The 19701-nt window shown below is 70.3% G+C and carries 14 protein-coding genes; 6 read left to right on the forward strand and 8 right to left on the reverse strand.

From position 1 onward, the window contains the following. Positions 1–39 precede the first annotated feature (39 nt). The 5 genes from ACGFIV_RS10220 to ACGFIV_RS10240 form a co-directional block, all read right to left on the reverse strand. Positions 40–807 (reverse strand): CDP-alcohol phosphatidyltransferase family protein, encoded by a 768-nt coding sequence (locus ACGFIV_RS10220; RefSeq protein WP_358548821.1) that lies wholly within the window; start codon positions 805–807, stop codon positions 40–42. Next, positions 785–1825 carry an iron-containing alcohol dehydrogenase family protein gene (locus ACGFIV_RS10225; RefSeq protein WP_358548942.1) on the reverse strand — a complete coding sequence of 347 codons (1041 nt, stop codon included), beginning with the start codon at positions 1823–1825 and terminating at the stop codon, positions 785–787. The genes ACGFIV_RS10220 and ACGFIV_RS10225 overlap by 23 nt, the downstream gene beginning before the upstream one ends. Before the next feature lie 82 nt (positions 1826–1907). Further along, a complete protein-coding gene (locus ACGFIV_RS10230) occupies positions 1908–2642 on the reverse strand; it encodes a phosphocholine cytidylyltransferase family protein (protein ID WP_358548818.1) in 735 nt (244 codons plus the stop codon). A gap of 129 nt (positions 2643–2771) precedes the next feature. Continuing rightward, complete coding sequence (locus ACGFIV_RS10235; RefSeq protein WP_358548815.1) at positions 2772–3395, reverse strand: DUF5941 domain-containing protein; 624 nt, start codon at positions 3393–3395, stop codon at positions 2772–2774. Between the two features lie 2 nt (positions 3396–3397). Beyond that, positions 3398–5113: a CDP-alcohol phosphatidyltransferase family protein gene (locus ACGFIV_RS10240; protein WP_392833760.1), complete on the reverse strand. Its 1716-nt coding sequence runs from the start codon at positions 5111–5113 to the stop codon at positions 3398–3400. Positions 5114–5353: 240 nt separating this feature from the next. Here ACGFIV_RS10240 and ACGFIV_RS10245 point away from each other — a divergent pair, with 240 nt between their 5' ends. Both ACGFIV_RS10245 and ACGFIV_RS10250 read left to right on the forward strand, forming a co-directional pair. Next, on the forward strand, positions 5354–6766 hold the full coding sequence (locus ACGFIV_RS10245; RefSeq protein ID WP_358548809.1) for a bifunctional cytidylyltransferase/SDR family oxidoreductase: 1413 nt from the start codon (positions 5354–5356) through the stop codon (positions 6764–6766). Positions 6767–6857: 91 nt separating this feature from the next. Next, positions 6858–8621, forward strand: coding sequence for a CDP-glycerol glycerophosphotransferase family protein (locus ACGFIV_RS10250; RefSeq protein ID WP_392833762.1), 1764 nt, complete (start codon positions 6858–6860; stop codon positions 8619–8621). Between the two features lie 41 nt (positions 8622–8662). Here ACGFIV_RS10250 and ACGFIV_RS10255 read toward each other — a convergent pair whose 3' ends face one another. After that, on the reverse strand, positions 8663–9691 hold the full coding sequence (locus ACGFIV_RS10255; RefSeq protein ID WP_358548940.1) for a glycosyltransferase family 2 protein: 1029 nt from the start codon (positions 9689–9691) through the stop codon (positions 8663–8665). A gap of 101 nt (positions 9692–9792) precedes the next feature. Between ACGFIV_RS10255 and ACGFIV_RS10260 the strand changes: the two genes are divergently transcribed. After that, positions 9793–11292 (forward strand): LCP family protein, encoded by a 1500-nt coding sequence (locus ACGFIV_RS10260; RefSeq protein ID WP_392833765.1) that lies wholly within the window; start codon positions 9793–9795, stop codon positions 11290–11292. A gap of 1 nt (position 11293) precedes the next feature. On the opposite strand, the gene ACGFIV_RS10265 is transcribed toward ACGFIV_RS10260, so the two are convergent. Next, positions 11294–11956: a hypothetical protein gene (locus tag ACGFIV_RS10265; protein ID WP_358548802.1), complete on the reverse strand. Its 663-nt coding sequence runs from the start codon at positions 11954–11956 to the stop codon at positions 11294–11296. A 99-nt stretch (positions 11957–12055) separates the two neighbouring features. Then, positions 12056–12886 carry a phosphoribosylaminoimidazolesuccinocarboxamide synthase gene (locus ACGFIV_RS10270; RefSeq protein WP_358548800.1) on the reverse strand — a complete coding sequence of 277 codons (831 nt, stop codon included), beginning with the start codon at positions 12884–12886 and terminating at the stop codon, positions 12056–12058. Between the two features lie 631 nt (positions 12887–13517). Here ACGFIV_RS10270 and ACGFIV_RS10275 point away from each other — a divergent pair. The 3 genes from ACGFIV_RS10275 (at position 13518) to ACGFIV_RS10285 (ending at position 19433) form a co-directional block, all read left to right on the forward strand. Further along, positions 13518–14360, forward strand: a complete 843-nt coding sequence (locus tag ACGFIV_RS10275) for a siderophore-interacting protein (RefSeq protein ID WP_392833769.1) — start codon at positions 13518–13520, stop codon at positions 14358–14360. A gap of 871 nt (positions 14361–15231) precedes the next feature. Continuing rightward, on the forward strand, positions 15232–17964 hold the full coding sequence (locus tag ACGFIV_RS10280) for a beta-L-arabinofuranosidase domain-containing protein (protein ID WP_358555118.1): 2733 nt from the start codon (positions 15232–15234) through the stop codon (positions 17962–17964). 23 nt (positions 17965–17987) lie between these two features. Further along, positions 17988–19433, forward strand: coding sequence for a non-reducing end alpha-L-arabinofuranosidase family hydrolase (locus ACGFIV_RS10285; RefSeq protein WP_392833841.1), 1446 nt, complete (start codon positions 17988–17990; stop codon positions 19431–19433). Positions 19434–19701 lie beyond the last annotated feature (268 nt).

A 19701-nucleotide genomic window follows, 5' to 3' on the forward strand; every position in this document is an offset into this window, starting at 1 on the left:
ACGCCGGAGAAGCGCTGCCGGTTCCGATGCTTTCTCATGTCACCCGAGCCGCTTCGACGCCAGGATGCTCACAAGGTGCAGAACCGCCTGAAGCCCCGCGAATACGACACACGCGACGGTCAGCACCTGGGTCGCCACCAGGCTCCCCGCCACCGCGTCCCAGACGGCCGCGATCACGGCGATGATCGACAGCTCCACCGCCTGGATCACCCGGTGGAAGCGCAGCGCCGCGGCGATCTTCCGGGCCGCGCCGAGCCGCCGCGACTGGAACTGCTCGGCCGCCGCCTCCGTGGTCGCCGCCAGCCCCGAACGGGCACGGGCGACGTCCACCAGGTCGGTCTCCGACTTGATCAGGATGGCCCCGAGCGCGGCGGCGACGCCGAGCACGGTGTACCAGTCGGGCAGCGTGACCGAGGCCCGGAACCCGAGCCCGATCAGCAGCGCGGCCTCGCAGAAGTAGTGGCCGACCCGGTCGAGGTAGACGCCGGTGATCGAGGTGCGGTGGGTCCACCTCGCCAGCTCGCCGTCTGAGCAGTCGAGCAACAGGTAGACCTGGATCAGGACCGCGGCGGCGACGGCCGCCCACAGCCCCGGCAGGGCCAGCACCACGCCGGCGAGCAACCCGGCGAGGATCATCAGGCCGGTGACCTGGTTGGGGGTGATCGGCGTGCGGGCCAGCGCCCACGTCACGTAGATCGAGAGCTTGCGCATGTAGAGCGCTCCGGCCCAGTGCTCACCGGAGTTGCGCTCCATCGTCGTGTGCGGCTGAGCGACCGCGCGCAGCTCAATGACCGAGGGCCCGGACATATTCCTCCACCCGGTCACGCACTTCGGCCTCGGAGAGGCGCAGGTGCTCCAGAATCGTGTATCGCCCGGGACGGGTCGACGGCGCCAGCATCACCGCGGCGGTGAACTGCTCGGCCGTCAGCCCGACGTCGCCGGGGGTGACCGGCAGGTCATGCCCGCGCAGGCAGTCGGCGACCAGCGACAGCCGGCGCTCGTCCTCACGCAGGAAGAAGCAGAAGGCGGCCCCGATGCCGGCGAGCTCGCCGTGGTTCGAGGTGCCTGGGAATAGCTGGTCCACGGCATGCAGGATCTCATGATCCCCACCACTGCTGGGACGCGACGAACCCGCGATGACCATCGACATGCCCGACAGCACCAGGGATTCGGCGAGGACCGTGAGGAAGGCGTCGGACTCGACCGAGTCGCTCCTGCCGAGCACGGCCTCGGCGCTGGTGCGCGCCATGGCGACCGCGAGGCCGTCGATGGGCTCGCCGCGCTCGACGTTGCCGAGCTGCCAGTCTTCGATGGCCGACAGGTTGCTGATCACATCGCCCACGCCGGCCCGTACGAGTGAGGGGGGCGCGCCGTGGACGAAGTCGAGGTCGACCAGGATCGCCAGGGGCATCGGGACGCCGAACGAGCCCTTGCCCCCCTCGTGCTCCAGCGAGGAGACCGGCGAGCAGATGCCGTCGTGGGACAGGTTGGTGGCCACGGCGACCATGGGGATGCCGGTCAGCGACGCGGCGTACTTGGTCACGTCGATGGTCTTGCCGCCGCCGATGCCGACCACGGCCTCGTACGCGCCCTTGCGCAGGTCGGCGCCGAGCGAGACGGCGGAGTCCACCGAGCCGTCGGGGACCCGGAACACCTCCGCCTCGCCCAGCGTGGGCGCGATCATGCTGGAGATGTGGTCGCCCTGCCCGGCGCCCACCGCGACCGCGACCCGGCCGGAGGTGGCCACCCGGCTGTCGGCGAGCAGCGCGCCAAGCTGGGCCACCGCGCCCCGGCGGACCTCGACGGTCAGCGGGGCCATGAGCATTCGCGCTAGAAGCGGCATGCGTTCTCACAGACTGTCGAGGGACACGGCACACCGGCTGCCCACGGGCCCGCGGGCGGCTCGGCTAGTAGGTGCACGCGATCTCCCGGGCCTTGGCGAGGTCGTCGTGGTTGTCCACTTCCACCCAGTCGACCTTGCCGATGGGGGCGACGGCGATCTTCTCGCCGCGGGCCACCATCTCGCCGTACCCGTCCTCGTAGTAGAGCTGGGGGTCGCGCTCGAAGGTGGCCTTCAGGGCGTCGGCGAGCCGCGCGGCGGCTCCCGGGCGGATCAGGGTGGCGCCGATGTACTCGCCGAAGGCGTCGGCCGGGTCCATCAGCTTGGTGATGCGCCGAAGGTGGCCCGCCTCGTCGAGTGTGACCTTCATCTCCTCGTCGGCGAGCGACTTCACGTCGTCGACCGCGAGGAGGATGTCGCTGGTCACGGGCGCGTCGAGCAGCGTGCGCTCGACCGAGACCGGGTGGACGGTGTCGCCGTTGACCAGCAGAGCGCCCTCGGAGAAGTGGTCGCGCGCGCACCACAGGGAGTACGCGTTGTTCCACTCCTCCGCCTTGTCGTTGTGCACGAGGGTGAGCTTCACGCCGTGCCGCCGTTCGAGCTCGGCCTTGCGGTCGTGCACCGCCTGCGCCGCGTAGCCGATGATGACCACGACATCCCGCAGATCGACCGCGGCGAGGTTCCGCAGGGCGATGTCCAGGATCGTGGTCTCCCCGTCGACCGGCACGAGCGCCTTGGGCAGCGTGTCGGTGTACGGCCGCAGGCGTCGTCCGGCCCCGGCGGCCAGCACCATTCCCAGCAACGTGCACTCCTCAATAAAGCCAGAATCTGTAGGCCAAAGGTTAGTTGCCTGCAGGTGGTGATCGTGTAATCCCGGGTTCACCTATTCCATAACAAGACCAAACAGTGGCAATGACCGCCGTGAAGCGCGTCAGTCGTGCCCGCCGAGGTCGGCCGCCTCGACGCCGGATCTGGGCGCGACCAGCCAGCAGGTGACGCTCTCCCAGCAGAACAGCGCCGCGAGATACAGCGCGGCCAGCGCGAACACGGGTGTGACGATCTCCAGCAGGGCACCCATGGCGATCAGCAGCATCCTCCCCTCCCACCCGAGCCCGGCGGAGGCGAGCCAGGCGGGCGGATAGACCCGCTGGCGGCAGCGGTAGACGACGTCGTAGTGGTGGAAGAGCATCGCGCCGAGAAGGGTGAACAAAAGGACCTTGGGCACATCCCACGCGAAGCCGACGCAGGCGATGAAGCCGTACTCGGTGAGCCGGAGGATGGGCGGCACCAGCCAGTCGAGCCGCCCGTCGTGGGCGTGGGAGCTGCCGGGGCCCGCGAGCAGCAGCGCCACGGCCGGGGCGAAGACGGACGGCCCGTCGGCGCCGGCGACGCCGAGGAACAGCATCACCCCCGTGACGAACGCCCCGGCGATCGCGGGCGGCAGCGGCGGAAGCTGGCCCGCGACCAGCAGGCCCATGCCGCGCGCCAGCACCCCGTCGTCGCGGTAGGTCACCACGGAGCTGCGCGGCACCGGTGCCATGTGAACCCTGGTCATGCTCATAGAGACCTCGCGATCCGGCCGGTCAGCGTGTAGAGCGCCGCGAGCCCACCCCAGGCCAGCAGCGCGACGAAGGTCACCCGCGCGTTGAAGATCGCGGCGGTCAGCGCGATCAGCACCATGCGCTCGCCGATGGGCAGTACGACGATCTTCTTCAGCCAGCGGGACGCGGTGTTCCTGTCGAGGCGGGCCGAGAGCCGCGCGACCGAGCCGTCACCGCGCCTTCGTCCCGGCGCCACGACCACGCCGGGCGTCCCGGCCCCACCGGGCTTCCCAGGCCCGCCGGGTGTCCCGGCCCCACCGGGCTTCCCAGGCCCGCCGGACGTCCCGGGCCCGCCGGAGGAGTCGCGCCTGAGCGCGACCGGCAGCCCCAGCGAGCCGCCGTGCTCGGGACGCTCCCAGACCTGGCCGGCGCCGGCCGCGTCCGCCCGCGCCCCGGCGTACGAGAAGTCGATCATGTGGCGGATCGCCTGGACCAGCATGGCCGCTACCGCCAGGGCCCAGATGCCGCCCGGGCCCGTGGGCCCGAGCTCGACGCCACCGGCGTATCCAACGGCGAGCCCGACATAGACGACATACTCCTTCACGCGGTCGAACGTGGCGTCAAGCCAGGCCCCGAGGGGCGAGAACATACGGGTGTACCGGGCGAGCTGCCCGTCGACGCAGTCGAGGACGAACGACAGGAAGAGCAGCGCGGCGCCCGCGACCTGCGCGCGGCGCTCCCCCGCAGAGAAGGCGACCGCAGCGAGGCCCGCGAGGCCGACCGAGAGCCCGGTGACGGCGTTCGGAGTGAGCCCCAGCCTGGCGGCCAGCCGCACCACGTGCCCCGACCACGAGCTCACGAAGTAGGTCGCGACGAAGCCGTCGTCGGACTTGACCGCGGCCTCCAGCCGGGCGCGGCCCTCGTCGACCTCGCCAAGCCTGGCGATGGCGGCGTCGGCGCCGGGCTGGCCCGTGACCCTGTCGCAGTGCAGCCGCCCGAGGGGCGCCGCCCGTACGGGCACTCCCACGCGCACCAGGCCCGCCAGCAGCAGGTCGGCCACCTCGGTCTCCTCTGCGCCGCCGAGCCGTTGGTCCTGGGCCAGACTGGCGAGCTCCTCGGCGACGTCGGCGAGGCTCACCAGATCGGCCTCGCCCACGTGCAGGACGCCTCTGAAGCCGCCGTTGGCGCCGCTCACGGTGTGGAAGGAGTTTCCCGCGGCGACCACCCGGCCCCGCTCGGCGCGGACCGGAGGAAGCCGGTCGTGCTCTGGGGAGACCAGCGCGCCGGTGCCACGCGCGGGGTCGGCCAGGAGCAGGGCGAGCGCGTCGGTGTGAGCCACCAGGTCGCCGGGGAGCACGGCTAAGGGGCCTGAGACGGCTCGGGCGACCTCGGCCACCGCGCGCAGGTCGCCGGTGAGCCCGGCGCTCCGCGTGACGTCAGGCTCGACCAGAGGCCCGGCCGGCGGCTCGGTCACCGGCCCGGCCGGCGGCTCGGTCACCGGCTCCACCGCGGGGCCCGCGACGAGCACGGCCGGACGGGCGGGGAGCGCGGGCAGGTCGGTGGCGCGGGTCACGACGTGCACCCGGGGGACATGGAGTGACGCGAGCTGCCGGGCGAGCCGGTCGGCCAGGGTGCCCTCGGGGCACGCCAGGCCGGTCGCCGGGGTGGTGGCGAGCAGCACCGCGGCGGCCGCCGGCGGCTTGGCGTCCGACAGGGCGCCTGAATGCTCCACAGTGCCGTGAGGCTTTCGGGGAGGCCTCACAGGGGGCGGGTACGCGGAGTCGGGCAACCGGGGGTCTCCTTCCGCGGCCGGGGATCGTCCACCCCGCAAAGTAACCGAGCGGTCACGCGCCTCGCAATCCCATCGGCGCGTCACGCGGCGCGCCGCTGCGTTATAAGGGGACGTGAGCGCTGCCTCCGGGTAGTGATCAGTAGGGTCAGCCATTACCGAGTCGCTTAAGGAAGTCCTATTTTGGCCACACAGGAACCACGCCTGCGGACCGTCGGAGTGGTCCTCGCCGGCGGAATCGGGCAACGCGTCGGGCTCAACACCCCGAAGCAGCTCCTCAAGATCGCTGGGCGCACGATCATCGAACACACCCTCGCGGTCTTCAACGACGCTCCCGAGATCGACGAGATCGTCGTGCTCATGGCCCCCGGCTTCACGGCCGATGTCGAGCAGTTGATCAAGCGGGGCGGCTTCCACAAGGTGAGCAAGGTCGTCGAGGGAGGCGCGAGCCGCACCGAGTCGACCTGGCGGGCCCTGCAGGCGCTCGGCCCCGGCGAGTGCGACGTGCTCCTGCACGACGCCGTGCGCCCCCTGGTGGAGCCGCGCATCATCACCGAGTGCGTAGAGGCCCTCAAGGTGTATTCGGCGGTCGACGTGGCGATCCCGTCCTCCGACACGGTCGTGGTGGCCGCGCCGGGCCCCCGGGGCGAGATCATCCGCGACATCCCCGACCGCTCGCGGCTGCGGCGCGGCCAGACCCCGCAGTGCTTCCGCCTGTCGGTGATCCGCGAGGCGTACGAGCGCGCCTTCGCGGACCCGGACTTCGACAGGCGGCCCGCCACCGACGACTGCGGCGTGGTGCTGCGTTACCTCCCGGACGTCCCCATCTACATCGTGCCGGGTAGCGAGCACAACATGAAGGTCACCCATCCCGTCGACGTCTACATCGCCGACAAGCTCTTCCAGCTCGCCTCGAACACCGCCCCCGTGCCCGCGAGCCCGGAGGCCTACCGGCGGGCGCTCGCGGGCAGGACCGTGGTCGTGTTCGGCGGCAGCTACGGCATCGGCGCCGACGTCGTGGACCTCGCCGGCGAGTACGGCGCCAACGTGTACTCCTTCTCGCGGTCCCAGAACGGCGTGCGCGTGGAGGACGCCGTCGCGGTGGCCGATGCCCTCGACCAGGCGGCCAAGGAGAGCGGCCGGGTCGACTACGTGGTCAACACCGCCGGGGTGCTCCACATGGGCAAGCTCGGAGAGGCGGACGACCTCACCGTGCAGGAGACCGTCGGCGTCAACTACCTCGGCCCGGTCAACATCGCCAGGGCGGCGATCCGCCACCTCCGCGAGACCCACGGTCACCTGCTGCTCTACACCTCCTCGTCCTACACCAGGGGCCGCGCGGACTACAGCCTCTACTCCTCCACCAAGGCGGCCGTGGTGAACCTCACCCAGGCGCTGGCCGACGAGTGGGCCGAGTACGGGGTCCGCGTCAACTGCGTCAACCCCGAGCGCACCGGCACGCCCATGCGGCACCGCGCCTTCGGCGACGAGCCGCCCGCGACGTTGCTGTCGCCCCGCGCGGTGGCCCAGACCTCCATAGACCTGCTCATCTCCAACCTCACCGGCCAGGTGATCGACGTACGCCGCATCCCCTGACATAAGCCACCCTGCGGTAAGCCCCGGCCGGTGAGTGGGTACAAGGTCGTCAACGCGCGGGGACACGACCGGGGGGCCGTCGATGGGGTGGGTGCGCCGAAACACGCCTGGAGCGTTCCTCGCGGGACTGCTCCTGCTGTCCTTCCCGGCGCTGATGGTCACCGCGCTGTACCCCTTCCCCACGGCCTTCGCCGTCGTGGTGGCTGTGTCGTACGGCGCGGAGACGGCGGCCGGGCGCCTGGCGCGGCCGGTGCTCGACCGGCTGGGCCGGATCCACCTCGGGGTCACCGTGCGCTTCCTGGCCCGGGAGGTCGGCGCGGTGCTGCTCGTGGCGCGTACGGCCGGCGCGGGTTCCCGGTGGTTCGTCCTGCTCTGCGGCGGCCTCCTGCTCATGCACGTCCTTCGCGTGCTCCAGGCCGGCACCGCGCTCTACCTCGACCGCTGCCTCAACCTCATGCCGGTGGCGACCAGGAACCTCGATGTGCCCTCGCTGCGGATCCACGCGGAGCCCCCGGGAGGGCTGGCCGGATGGCGCGGGGCCCGGCTGTTCTACGTCGACGTCCTCCCCGTGGGCGCGATCGCCGTCAGTGCCCTCATGGAGGCGTACGGGCCCGGTACGGCCGCACTGGGCGGAGCCGGGCTCGGCGCGGCCATCGCGCTCCAGGCGGCGGCCGTGCTCGTACTGCTGCTCCACGCGCGGCGGGCGGCTCCGCCGGCGAACCGCGAGCACGTGATCGCGGCCGTCGACCAGCGCGTCCAGGCCTACCGCCCTGAGGTGATCTTCTACTTCTCTGGGCCGCCCACCTCGGTCTACCAGGCCACCATGTGGCTGGACACGATGGCACGGCTCAGCCGCCGCACGATCATCGTGCTGCGGGAGCGCGAGATCCTCCCCCTGCTCGGGCCGACGGCGCTGCCGGTGCTGTGCGTGCCCTCCGCCGTCGACCTGATGAACCTGCGCGGGCTGGACGGCGCCCGCCTCGCGCTCTACGCCTCGAACGTGGGTAAGAACATCCATCTGCTGCGGGCTCAGGGCCTGCGCAGCGTGTTCATCGGCCACGGCGACAGCGACAAGGAGGCCTCGTTCAACCCGTTCTCCAAGGCGTACGACGAGGTGTGGGTCGTTGGGCAGGCGGGGCGCGACCGCTACCTCCGCGCTCAGGTGGGCGTGCGCGACGAGGACATCGTCGAGGTGGGCCGCCCGCAGCTGTCGGGGATCAGGCGGAGCGGTCCCGGCCTGCCGGTCCTCAGCGTGCTCTACGCGCCCACCTGGGAGGGCTGGACCGACGACCTGTTCCACACCTCGCTCATCACGATGGGCCCGAAGCTCGTACGGGCCCTGCTCGCGCACTCCCCGGCCGTACGGGTGATCTACAAGCCGCACCCGCTGACGGGTGAGCGCGACCCGCGCGCCGGCACGGCGCACCGCAGGATCGTCGAGATGATCGGGGCGGGCGCCGGGCGGCATCAGGTGGTCACCGGCCCTGAGCCCCACCTTTACGCCTGCTTCAACGACTGCGACCTGCTGGTCAGCGACATCTCCAGCGTCGTCGCCGACTTCGTGGCGAGCGGCAAGCCGTACGCGGTGACCAACGTCGCGGGGATGGCCGACCACGTCTTCCGCGAGCGCTACCCGAGCGCGGTGGCGGCCTACCTGCTCGGCCCCGGCCTGCGGGAGCTGCCGGGGATCCTCGCCCAGCTCCAGCGCCCGGGCGTGGACGAGCTCGCCGAGGCGAGGCGGGCGATGAAGACCTACCTGCTCGGGCCCGACCATCCGGACGCGATGACGCGGTTCGACGAGGCGGTCAACCGCGCCCACGACATGGCGGGGCTCAAGGGCACGCTACGGCTCTAGGGCTCCGGGAGCCCTGGGAGGCTCCCGGAGGGGGCGTGCGGCTAGGAGAGCGCGCCCTGCGGCGGCCTGGCGAGGCGAGGCGGGCTGGTGAGGAAGCCCCAGCCCCACGAGATGTGCATGGTCGCGTACACCAGCGGCAACCGCAGCAGAGCGCTGGTGGACAGCCCCCGGCCGGTGAGCACCGAGCCGGCGAGGATCGCCACGATGTACGCCCCGGGAACCAGCAGGCCGAGCGGGAAGAACGGCGACACCACAAGGCCGAGCAGCATCGCCAGCACCGCGAGCGGCGGGGCGAGGTAGCGGAGGTTGATCGTGCCCTCGTGGGTGCGGGCCACGACCCGCCGCCAGCGCCCGTAGTGGAAGTACTGCTTGGCGAGGGCCTTGACCGTCGGGCGCGGCCGGTAGGAGACGCGCATGCGGGGCTGGAACCAGACCAGGCCGCCGGTCTCCCGGATGCGGTGGTTCATCTCCCAGTCCTGCGCGCGCTGGAAGTGCTCGTCGTAGCCGCCGACCCGCTCCAGCGCCTCACGGCGGAAGACGCCGAGGTAGACGGTGTCGGCGGGCCCTGGCTGGCCTCCGGTGTGGAAGCGCGCGTTGCCCACGCCGATCTTGGACGTCATCGCGCACGCCACGGCCTGCTCGAACGGCGTGACGCCCTCGGCGGCCATGATGCCGCCCACGTTGTCGGCGCCGGTGCGTTCGAGGGTGTCGACCGCGACCTGGAGGTAGTCCTCCGGGAGCATGGCGTGCCCGTCGACGCGGGCGATGATCCCGTTGCGGGATGCCCCGATGGCGGCGTTGAGCGCGTTCGGGGTACGTCCGGTGGGATTCGGCACGACCTTCACGCGGGGGTCCTCCGCCGCGAGGGCGTCGGCCACCTCCTGCGTGCGGTCATGGGACGGGCCGATGGCGAGGACGATCTCGATCGGTCCGTCGTAGCGTTGGGCGAGCACCTGCCGCACGGCCTCACGCAGGTGGCGCTCTTCGTTGAGCACCGGCATGACGACCGAGATCGGCGGCCAGACTCGTGTGGTCTGGCTGGTTCGGGGCGAGTCGGGGAACTCCTTCATGGCGGCGCTCACGCTACTGTACGAGCGGGTGGGGACGGCAACCCACGGGCGATGGAAGCCCCCTCACCGGTGAACGTTCTCGGCCTGAGGGGGGCACCACGGTGAGTGACGACGACTCCGGTGCTGGCGTCGGCGACTCCGGTGTCCACGTGGGCGGCGACGCGTACGGCGGAGTCAGGCTGTCACAGCGCCGCACCAGGCGGGCACGGTCCAGCGCGCGCGGCCTGATGGTCACCGGGGCCCTGTCAAGCGCGGTGCTGCTCGGGTCGGGCGTGCTGTGGTTCCTGTCGACCTACGCGACGAGCCAGCTCAAGCGGGTCAACGCCGGCACCGTCGGGTCCGACGCCCGCGGAGCGATGAACATCTTGCTGGTCGGCGTCGACAAGCGCGACGACCTGTCGCGCAAGGAGCAGAACCGGCTCCACCTCGGCCGTGAGGTCGGCCAGCGCAGCGACACGATGATGGTGATCCACCTCTCGGAGGACCACTCGAAGGTCACCGTGGTCAGCCTGCCCCGTGACAGCTGGGTCGACATCCCCGGCAAGGGCACCCACAAGATCAACTCAGCGTACTCCCTCGGCGGCGCCAAGCTGGCCGTCCACACGGTGCAGAACGCCACCGGGCTGCCGATCAACCACTACATCGAGGTCAACGTCCTCGGGTTCATCAACGTCGTGAACGCCGTCGGCGGGGTCTCCGTGTGCACCCCCGTCGCGATCAACGACCAGCACACCAAGTTCCAGCTCCAGCCCGGCACGTACGAGCTCGACGGGGTCAAGGCGCTGTTCTACGCGCGCACCCGCGCCACCGCCCGTTCCGACCTCGACCGCATCGACCGCCAGCAGCAGGTCATCTCGGCCCTGCTCCAGCGGGCGCTGAGCGGCGGCACCCTGGCCAACCCCGCGAAGCTCGGCGCCCTGGTCGGCTCGACACTCAAGACCCTGACCGTGGACGACGCCCTGGCCAAGGACGTCCTCGGCCTCGCCGACCAGCTCAAGGACGTGTCGACCGACGACGTGGCCTTCACCACCGTCCCGCTCGCGGACGTGAACTACAGGGCGCCCACCGGGGAATCCGCCGTGCTGTGGGACAAGCCGGCGGCCCGCGACCTGTTCAAGCGCATCGCGGCCGACGAGCCCCTGGTCAAGCCGGCGGCCTCCAAGAGCGCCACGCCTACTCCATCGGCCTCGTCCTCCCCGGCTTCCTCGGCCGAGGCCCTGACCGTGGCTCCCTCGCGCATCGCGGTCCGGGTGCTCAACGGCACGGCCATCACGGGCCTGGGCGCGCGCACCAAGGCCGATCTGCGCAAGGTCGGTTTCCAGGTGCCCGCCGCACCCGGCGACACGACCCCACGCGACCACACCGACACCGTGGTGCGCTACCCCGCCGGCCGGGAGGACTCCGCGCGCACCGTCGCCGCCGCCATCCCCGGGGCCGACCTGCGGCAGGCCGACGTGCCGGGCATCGAGGTCATCGTCGGGAGCAAGTACTCCGGCACCAAGAAGGTCACCGTCAAGGACGACTCCCCCGCCGCCACCCCCACCCCCGCCGACGACGCCCCGGTGGCCAAGACCGCCACCCAGAACATCTGCAAGAAGTGAGTCAGGCGAGGGCGGCCGCGTCCTCGGCGCCGCTCACCGCTCCTTCAGGGGCTCCCTGCGCCAGCCGCCATCCCAGCGGGGCCAGGACGAGCCAGTAGCAGATGGCGCCCACGGGGATCAGGTCGAGGTCGACCGCCATCAGGGCGGTGCCGAGGACGACCAGCACGGGGCTCCAGCCGCTCACCCGTCCCGGCGTCAGCACGGCGAGCAGGACGACGAGCGCGAGAAGACCCACGTAGAACAGCACAGGGCCTACGGTGTAGAACGCCGGGCCCACGCCCGGATACCCCTGGACCTGCTGGAACAGGTCGTTCATCTCGGGACGGCCGGCCGCGCGCAGCCCCACGACGAGGTCGATGACGGCCTGCCCGGCCGTCGCGGCCACCCCGAGCAGGGCGATCACGGCGGTCAGGGTCGCGGTGAACCTCAGGCCCGCCGTGCCGGCGGCCACCATGCGGCGCATCCCGAGGACGACCGGCCCGAACAGGAGCAGCCCGATGAGGAACGCCGCGTGGCCGGTCGTCCAGGCCACACCCGGGCCCCGGACCCCGTCGAGCCCGTCCAGCAGCCGGATGACCCCGTACGCCAGCAGGAAGACGGGGGCGCCGGCGAACGCCATCCCGGTGAACACGTCGCGGGAGGCTGTCAGCGATCGATAGGACATGCTCCGATGATGCGCCGGACCCGCGCCCGCTCCCATCGGGGATGACCCCGGACCACCCCTGACGCCTCCCCCGCCCCGCCCCGGGGTTCCGGCGGCCGACTACCAGGCCTTGCCGGTGATGCGCTCGTACGCCTCGATGTAGCGTGCGCGCGTGGTGTCGACGACCTCCTGGGGCACCTCAGGCGCGGGCTCCTTCTTGTCCCACCCGGTGCCGAGCGCCCAGTCTCGTACGAACTGCTTGTCGAAGGCGTACTGCGGGCGCCCGGGCTCCCACTGGCCGGCAGGCCAGAACCGCGAGGAGTCGGAGGTAAGGACCTCGTCCCCCAGCACCAGCGTGCCGTCGGCCGCCCGTCCGAACTCCAGCTTGGTGTCGGCGATCAGGATGCCCCGCTCGGCGGCGAGCTCCGCGCCGCGCCGGTAGACCTCCAGCGTGACCCGCCGCAGCTCCTCGGCGGTCTCGGCGCCCTCCTGCGCGACCACGTCGGCGAAGGTGATGAACTCGTCGTGGGCGCCCAGCTCGGCCTTGGTGGTCGGCGTGAAGACCGGCTCCGGCAGCTTGGAGCCCTCCACGAGCCCCGGCGGGAGCGCCACGCCGGACACCGCGCCCGTCGCCTGGTACTCCCGAAGGCCGAGCCCGGCGAGGTAGCCGCGGGCGATGCACTCCACGGGGACCATGTCGAGCCTGCGGCAGCGTACGGCCCGGCCGGCGAACTCCTCGGGAACGTCGGTCGCCGAGATCACGTGACTGGGGACGATGTCCGCGAGCTGCTCGAACCACCACAACGAGAGCCGCGTCAGGACCTTGCCCTTGTCGGGGATCGCGGTCGGAAGGATCACGTCGTACACCGAGAGCCGGTCGGACGCCACGAGGATGATGTCCCCGCGGTCCTCGTAGACGTCCCGGACCTTCCCGGAGTGGAGAAGCTTCACCCTGCCCCCTGCTCTGCGGCCACCAACGGCCTCCCGTCCTCCCGAACCGCCCCCAGGCTATCGCCCACCCCCGACCCCGCCTTCCCTGAGCCTTCAGGAGACGCGCCTACGGCCCCCCACTACCTCCCATGGGCCTTGATCCCTCTAGGCTTAGATGCCTCTACCACGAAGGGAACGAAATGCCCGGTTTAGGCACGGCCGAGATGATCGCGCTTGTGATCCCCATCATCATTCTGTTTCCCATCGTGTACGGCGCAGTCCGACTGGCGCTCAAGCACCACCGTCGCAGCCAAGAGCGTGGAGGCTGAAGCCGCCGACATGACGTTCACGGCATCGTTCCGCCGGGCAGACCCGCACCTGTCGCGACTGTTCTGAGCATCCCGTCTGCGTTCGACCTGAAGGTGACCCCGGCCTCCACCGCCCGGCCCGTACGATCGGCTCGGGTGGTCGCACCGACGGATCGCCGGGGGGCGGACGTTCTCTACGCTGGGGAACGGAGCGCGGCAGTCGCCGGCGCGAGAGCGAAGAACGGGATCCCAGTGGGGGCGAAAGTGTGGAACGAGGTACGCGCCGCGAAGACGCGGCCCGGCGTGCCGCTGCCGGGCGCGCTGACCGGACAGGGGGCCCGCGCATGACCGAGCGTCCGGCACGCAGGACTCCGAATGTGACCCAGGCGCAGGTGCTGCGCGTCGAACGGCTGACGCCGCACATGATCCGCGTCGTCCTGGGCGGCCCCGGCCTGGCGGGCTTCCCCGCGGGCCAGTACACCGATCACTACGTCAAGCTGCTGTTCCCCGCCGAAGGGGTGACCTACCCGGAGCCCTTCGACCTTCAGCGCGTCCGCGCCGAGTTCTCGCGCGAGCAATGGCCACGCATGCGGACCTACACCGTGCGCCGGTGGGACGCCGAAGCGGGCGAGCTGACTTTGGACTTCGTCTACCACGGGGACGAGGGCCTGGCCGGCCCGTGGGCCGCCTCCGTCGTTCCCGGCGACCAGGTGCGTTTCGCCGGTCCGGGCGGCGGCTACGCGCCCGACCCGGCGGCCGGCTGGCACCTGATGGCCGGCGACGAGAGCGCGCTGCCCGCCATCGCCGCCGCCCTGGAGCGCCTCGCTCCCGGTGCGCGGGCGCACGTCTTCATCGAGGTCAGCGGCCCAGAGGAGGAGCAGAAGCTGGAATCGGCCGGCGAGGTCTCCATCACCTGGCTGCACCGGGGCGACGGGCGAGTCGGCGACGCCCTGGTCCGCTCGGTCCGGGCCCTGGACTTCCCTTCGGGCGCGGTCCAGGCGTTCGTGCACGGCGAGGCGGGCTTCGTGAAGGAGCTGCGGCACCTGCTGCGCGTCGAACACGGCGTGCCGCGCGAGGCGCTGTCCATCTCGGGATACTGGCGCGCCGGCCAGGACGAGGACGGCTGGCAGGCCACCAAGCGTGAGTGGAACCAACAAGTGGAAGCCGAACAGGAACCGACCCCCTGAAGCGACGTCCCCGCGAGTCCTGGCCTGCGAGCGGAGTCCAAGTTCCGGAGGCAGGTCATCTCCTCACCGGACGGCTCGTGTCGAGTTCCGCCGCTTGACAGGGCGAGCGGCCAGGAGAAGCAGTCCTCGTTGGTGGCATGAGGATGGTCACCGCGCGGCGGGCTCAAGGATCTTGTTATCGCTAACATACCCGGGCCTTCGCAGGCCGGGAATCGGCCTAGAAAACCCAGACGCGGGGTTCCGCCCGCACTCCGCCCGGGTCCGACGGGTCGCCGACCGGTAACCTCACTGAAACTTTCACTTCCGCGGGGAGTGCGACGCGATCTCCATCCGAACGAATGCCCAGGCCGATGGATGCCCCCGTAGCGATGCGCAGGTATGCGAAGTTCGCGACTCGTTGACACCGGACTCGGCAGTCGGATGTACTCCGCGTCACGCGACCACGGAGCACGCCATGAAGATCTGCCAGTTGAAATGTTAGCGATAACAATCTAATCGTCCCTCCTCGACCTGGCCAGGGAACGTCGGATTCCCCTCTCATCCCGGCCGCCTACGCCACCCAGACCCTTCACTTGCGCCGCAGTTCCCTCCACCGGCCTCGCAACGCTGGGAACCCCTGCGCCCGCGAACGACACTCGGCGCGGCCGGCCCGACATGACCACTCCTTGACCTCGCCGACGGCTCCCGGGAGCGGCGCTCCGGAAGCCATCAGACCACCCCGTCCCGTCCCGTCCCGGAGGAAACCTCGTGCGCTCCCCAACGCCGAAGGTCATGGGCAGCAGATCCATCGGCCCGACCGGATGAACACCGGTGAGCGGCCGGGTGGCCACGACCGCTGACCTGACACCCCCCTGTCTCTAGGAGCCTTCCCATGTCCATGAACCGCCGCCAGCTCTTCCAGGCCGCGGGCACGACCGTGGTGCTCTCGGCCGCCGCCCAGGTCGCCGGTGCCTCCGCCGCCGGCGCCGCCGTTCCCTGGGGACGTGCCGACATCGGCGTGGCCGCCTACGAGTTCGGCCTCGGGCAGGTCCGGTTGACCTCTGGCCGCTGGCTGGACAATCAGAACCGCACCCTGAACTATCTGCGCTTCGTCGACGTCGACCGGCTGCTCTACGTCTTTCGCGCCAACCACCGTCTGTCCACCAACGGCGCCTCGGCCAACGGCGGCTGGGACGCGCCCGGCTTCCCGTTCCGCAGCCACATGCAGGGGCACTTCCTGACGGCATGGGCGCAGGCCTACGCCGTGCTCGGGGACACCACGTGCCGGGACAAGGCCGGCTACATGGTCGCCGAGCTGGCCAAATGCCAGAACAACAACGGCGCCGCGGGGTTCACCGCCGGCTACCTGTCCGGCTTCCCCGAGTCCGAAATCACCGCCGTCGAGAACCGGACGCTCAGCAACGGCAACGTACCCTACTACTGCGTCCACAAGACCCTCGCCGGGCTGCTCGACGTGTGGCGGCTCATGGAGAACAACCAGGCCCGGACGGTAGTGCTGGCCCTGGCGGGCTGGGTGGACACGCGGACGAGCCGGCTCAGCTCAAGCCAGATGCAGTCGATGCTGGGCACCGAGTTCGGCGGCATGAACGCCGTGCTGACCGACCTGTACCAGATGACCGGCGATTCCCGCTGGCTGACCGTGGCCCAGCGGTTCGACCACGCCGCCGTCTTCAACCCCCTCGCGTCCAACCAGGACCAGCTCAACGGCCTGCACGCCAACACGCAGGTCCCCAAGTGGATCGGGGCGGCGCGCGAGTACAAGGCGACGGGCACGACCCGCTATCGGGACATCGCGGCCAACGCCTGGGCCATCACGGTCAACGCGCACACGTACGTGAACGGCGCCAACAGCCAGGCCGAGCACTTCCGCGCACCCAACGCCATCGCCGCCTACCTGACCCAGGACACCGGCGAGGCGTGCAACACGTACAACATGCTGAAGCTGACCCGGGAGCTTTGGACGCTCTCGCCCAACCGGGCCGACTACTTCGACTACTACGAGAACGCCCTGTTCAACCATATGATCGGCCAGCAGAACCCCTCCGACAGCCGGGGGCACGTCACCTACTTCACCCCGCTCAACCCCGGCGGCCGCCGCGGCGTCGGCCCGGCCTGGGGCGGGGGCACCTGGAGCACGGACTACAACTCGTTCTGGTGCTGCCAGGGCACCGGCATCGAGACCAACACGAAGCTGGTGGACTCGATCTACTTCTACAACGGCACCACGTTGTTCGTGAACCTGTTCGCGCCCTCGACGCTGAACTGGTCCCAGCGCGGCATCACCGTGACGCAGACGACGACCTACCCGGTGAGCGACACCACATCATTGCAGGTCACCGGTAACGTGAGCGGGTCGTGGTCGATGCGGATCCGCATCCCGGCCTGGACCCAGGGCGCGACGATCAGCGTCAACGGGGCCGAACAGAACATCGGCATCACCCCGGGCTCCTACGCCGAGCTGACCCGGTCGTGGACCTCGGGCGACACCGTGACCATGCGACTGCCCATGCGCGTGATCATGAAGGCCGCCAACGACAACGCCGGCATCGCCGCCGCCGTGTACGGCCCGGTCGTGTTGTCGGGGAACTACGGCAGCACCTCCCTGTCGTCGGCGCCGACGCTCACCCCCTCGTCGATCACCCGGACCAGCACGTCGTCACTGGCCTTCACCGCCACCGCCACCGCCACCGCCAACGGCTCCACGGTCAACCTCGGCCCGTTCTACGACGCGTACGACCACAACTACGTCGTCTACTGGAACGCCACCGGGCAGGGAGGCGGGGCGAGGTTCCGGCTGATGAACGCCGCCAGCGCTCTGGTCCTCGGCATCCAGGACATGTCCACCGCCGACGGCGGGACGGCCCTGCAGTGGACCGACAACGGGACCGCCGACCACGACTGGGCCCTCATCGTGGACGGCAACGCCCTGCGGTTCCGCAACGCCAACAGCGGCAAGGTGCTGGGCGTCGAGAACATGTCGACGGCCGACGGCGCCCGCGTGCTCCAGTGGGGCGACACGGGCACCGCCGACCACCGCTGGACGATCACCGACGTCGGTGACGGCTCCGTGAAGATCCGCAACGTCAACAGCTCCAAGCTGCTCGGCACCCAGAACGGCTCCACCGCCAACGGCACGCCCGCCGTGCAGGACTCCGACAACGGCAGCGCGGACAACCAGTGGCGATTCGTGCCCAACGGCGCGCGTCGCCTGCAGAACGTGGGCACCGGCATGGTGCTCGGCGTCACCGGCATGGCGACGTCCGACGGCGCGCTCGTCGTCCAGTGGGGTGACACCGGCACCGCCGACCACCTGTGGACCGCGATCGTCGACACCGGGGGCTACCTGCGGCTGCGCAACTCCAACAGCCAGAAGGTGCTGGGTGTGGAGAACGCGGGCACCGCCGCGGGATCGCGCGTCGTGCAGTGGGCCGACAACGGCACCGGCGACCACCGGTGGCGGCTCCGCTACGGCGGCGACGCCGCCTTCCGCGTCCAGTGCGCCAACGGCGGCCGGGTGCTGGGCCTCAGTGGTACCTCCCAGGGCGCGCAGGTCGTCCTGGCCGACGACAACGGTTCGAGCAACAACCTCTGGAGATTCCTGTGATCAGACGCCTCCTGGCGATCATCCTGCCCGCGATACTCGCGGCAACCGTGATCAGCATCCTGTCGTCCGGCGCCTCCGCCGCGACCGTCGACACCAACGCGTGGTACATCCTGGTCAACCGCAACAGCGGCAAGGCCTTGGACGTCTACAACTCCTCCACCGCCGACGGCGGGCGCATCACCCAATGGACCCGCAACAACGGGAACAACCAGCAATGGCAGTTCGTCGACTCAGGCGGCGGCTACTACCGCATCAAGTCCCGCGTCTCCGGCAAGGTCCTGGACGTCTACAACTTCTCCACCGCCAACGGCGGCTCCATCGTCCAATGGGCCGACGGCAACGGCACCAACCAGCAATGGCGCCTCGCCGACTCCGACAGCGGCTACGTCCGCTTCATCAGCCGTCTCAGCAACAAGGCCCTGGAGGTCCAGGGCGCGTCGACGGCAGACGGGGGCAACATCGTCCAGTACGACGACTGGGGCGGCGCCAACCAGCAGTGGCAGCTCGTCCAGGTCGGCGGCGGCAACCCGAGCCCGAGCCCGAGCGCGACGCCGACCGGTACGTGCGCTCTTCCGTCGACGTACCGCTGGACATCGACGGGCTCGCTGGCGAACCCGAAGTCGGGGTGGGTCTCGCTCAAGGACTTCACCTCCGTCGTCTACAACGGCAAGCACCTGGTCTACGCCACGACGCACGACACGGGATCGAGCTGGGGTTCGATGAACTTCGGCCTGTTCACCAACTGGTCCGACATGGCCTCGGCCGGCCAGAACACCATGTCCTCCGGCACTGTGGCGCCCACGCTTTTCTACTTCGCCCCCAAGAACATCTGGGTCCTGGCCTACCAATGGGGTCCGACCGCCTTCTCCTACAAGACCTCAAGCGACCCCACCAACCCCAACGGCTGGTCATCGGCGCAGACCCTGTTCTCCGGAAGCATCTCCGGCTCCGGAACGGGCCCCATCGACCAGACGCTCATCGGTGACGGCACCAACATGTACCTGTTCTTCGCCGGGGACAACGGCAAGATCTACCGGGCCAGCATGCCCATCGGGAATTTCCCGGGCAGCTTCGGCTCGACCTCGACAGTGGTCATGAGCGACACGACGAACAACCTGTTCGAAGCGGTCGAGGTCTACAAGGTCCAGGGCCAGAACCAATACCTCATGATCGTCGAGGCGATCGGCTCGCAGGGCCGCTACTTCCGCTCGTTCACCTCCACCAGCCTGGGCGGCTCGTGGACACCGCAGGCCGCGACCGAGAGCAACCCCTTCGCCGGCAAGGCCAACAGCGGCGCCACCTGGACCAACGACATCAGCCACGGCGACCTGGTCCGCAGCAACCCCGACCAGACCAAGACCATCGACCCCTGCAACCTGCAACTGCTCTACCAAGGCCGCAGCCCCAGCTCCGGCGGCGACTACGGCCTCCTGCCCTACCGCCCGGGCGTACTCACCCTGCAACGCTGACAACCTGACACAGCTCCACCAGGGGTGCTCCTGACGCTCACCACGAAGGCATTACGCGAAATCGAGTGAGCGTCAGCACAGCACGCGATCACCACCAGATGGAGCTGAAGCGGGCATCGGATCGTCGTACAGACGAGCAAACGGACGGACGGCGGTTCACTCGGGCCTTTGACTCCTCGCGCTCCTCGGCCTTGGTGACGAAGGAACCCATGCCCGGTTCGGTGCGGATGAGGCCGTCTGCTCGCACGCCGAGCATGACCTTCTGGCC

The organism is Sphaerisporangium sp. NPDC049003, assembly GCF_043197795.1.
Classification (GTDB): domain Bacteria; phylum Actinomycetota; class Actinomycetes; order Streptosporangiales; family Streptosporangiaceae; genus Sphaerisporangium.

Excerpts from the sequence above, each read along its gene's own strand:
- ACGFIV_RS10235 (WP_358548815.1), bottom strand. The coding sequence starts at position 3,395 with ATGACCAGGGTTCACATGGCACCGGTGCCGCGCAGCTCCGTGGTGACC.
- ACGFIV_RS10265 (WP_358548802.1), bottom strand. The coding sequence starts at position 11,956 with ATGTCCTATCGATCGCTGACAGCCTCCCGCGACGTGTTCACCGGGATG.
- ACGFIV_RS10255 (WP_358548940.1), bottom strand. The coding sequence starts at position 9,691 with ATGAAGGAGTTCCCCGACTCGCCCCGAACCAGCCAGACCACACGAGTC.
- ACGFIV_RS10220 (WP_358548821.1), bottom strand. The coding sequence starts at position 807 with ATGTCCGGGCCCTCGGTCATTGAGCTGCGCGCGGTCGCTCAGCCGCAC.
- ACGFIV_RS10275 (WP_392833769.1), top strand. The coding sequence starts at position 13,518 with ATGACCGAGCGTCCGGCACGCAGGACTCCGAATGTGACCCAGGCGCAG.
- ACGFIV_RS10280 (WP_358555118.1), top strand. The coding sequence starts at position 15,232 with ATGTCCATGAACCGCCGCCAGCTCTTCCAGGCCGCGGGCACGACCGTG.
- ACGFIV_RS10225 (WP_358548942.1), bottom strand. The coding sequence starts at position 1,825 with ATGCTCATGGCCCCGCTGACCGTCGAGGTCCGCCGGGGCGCGGTGGCC.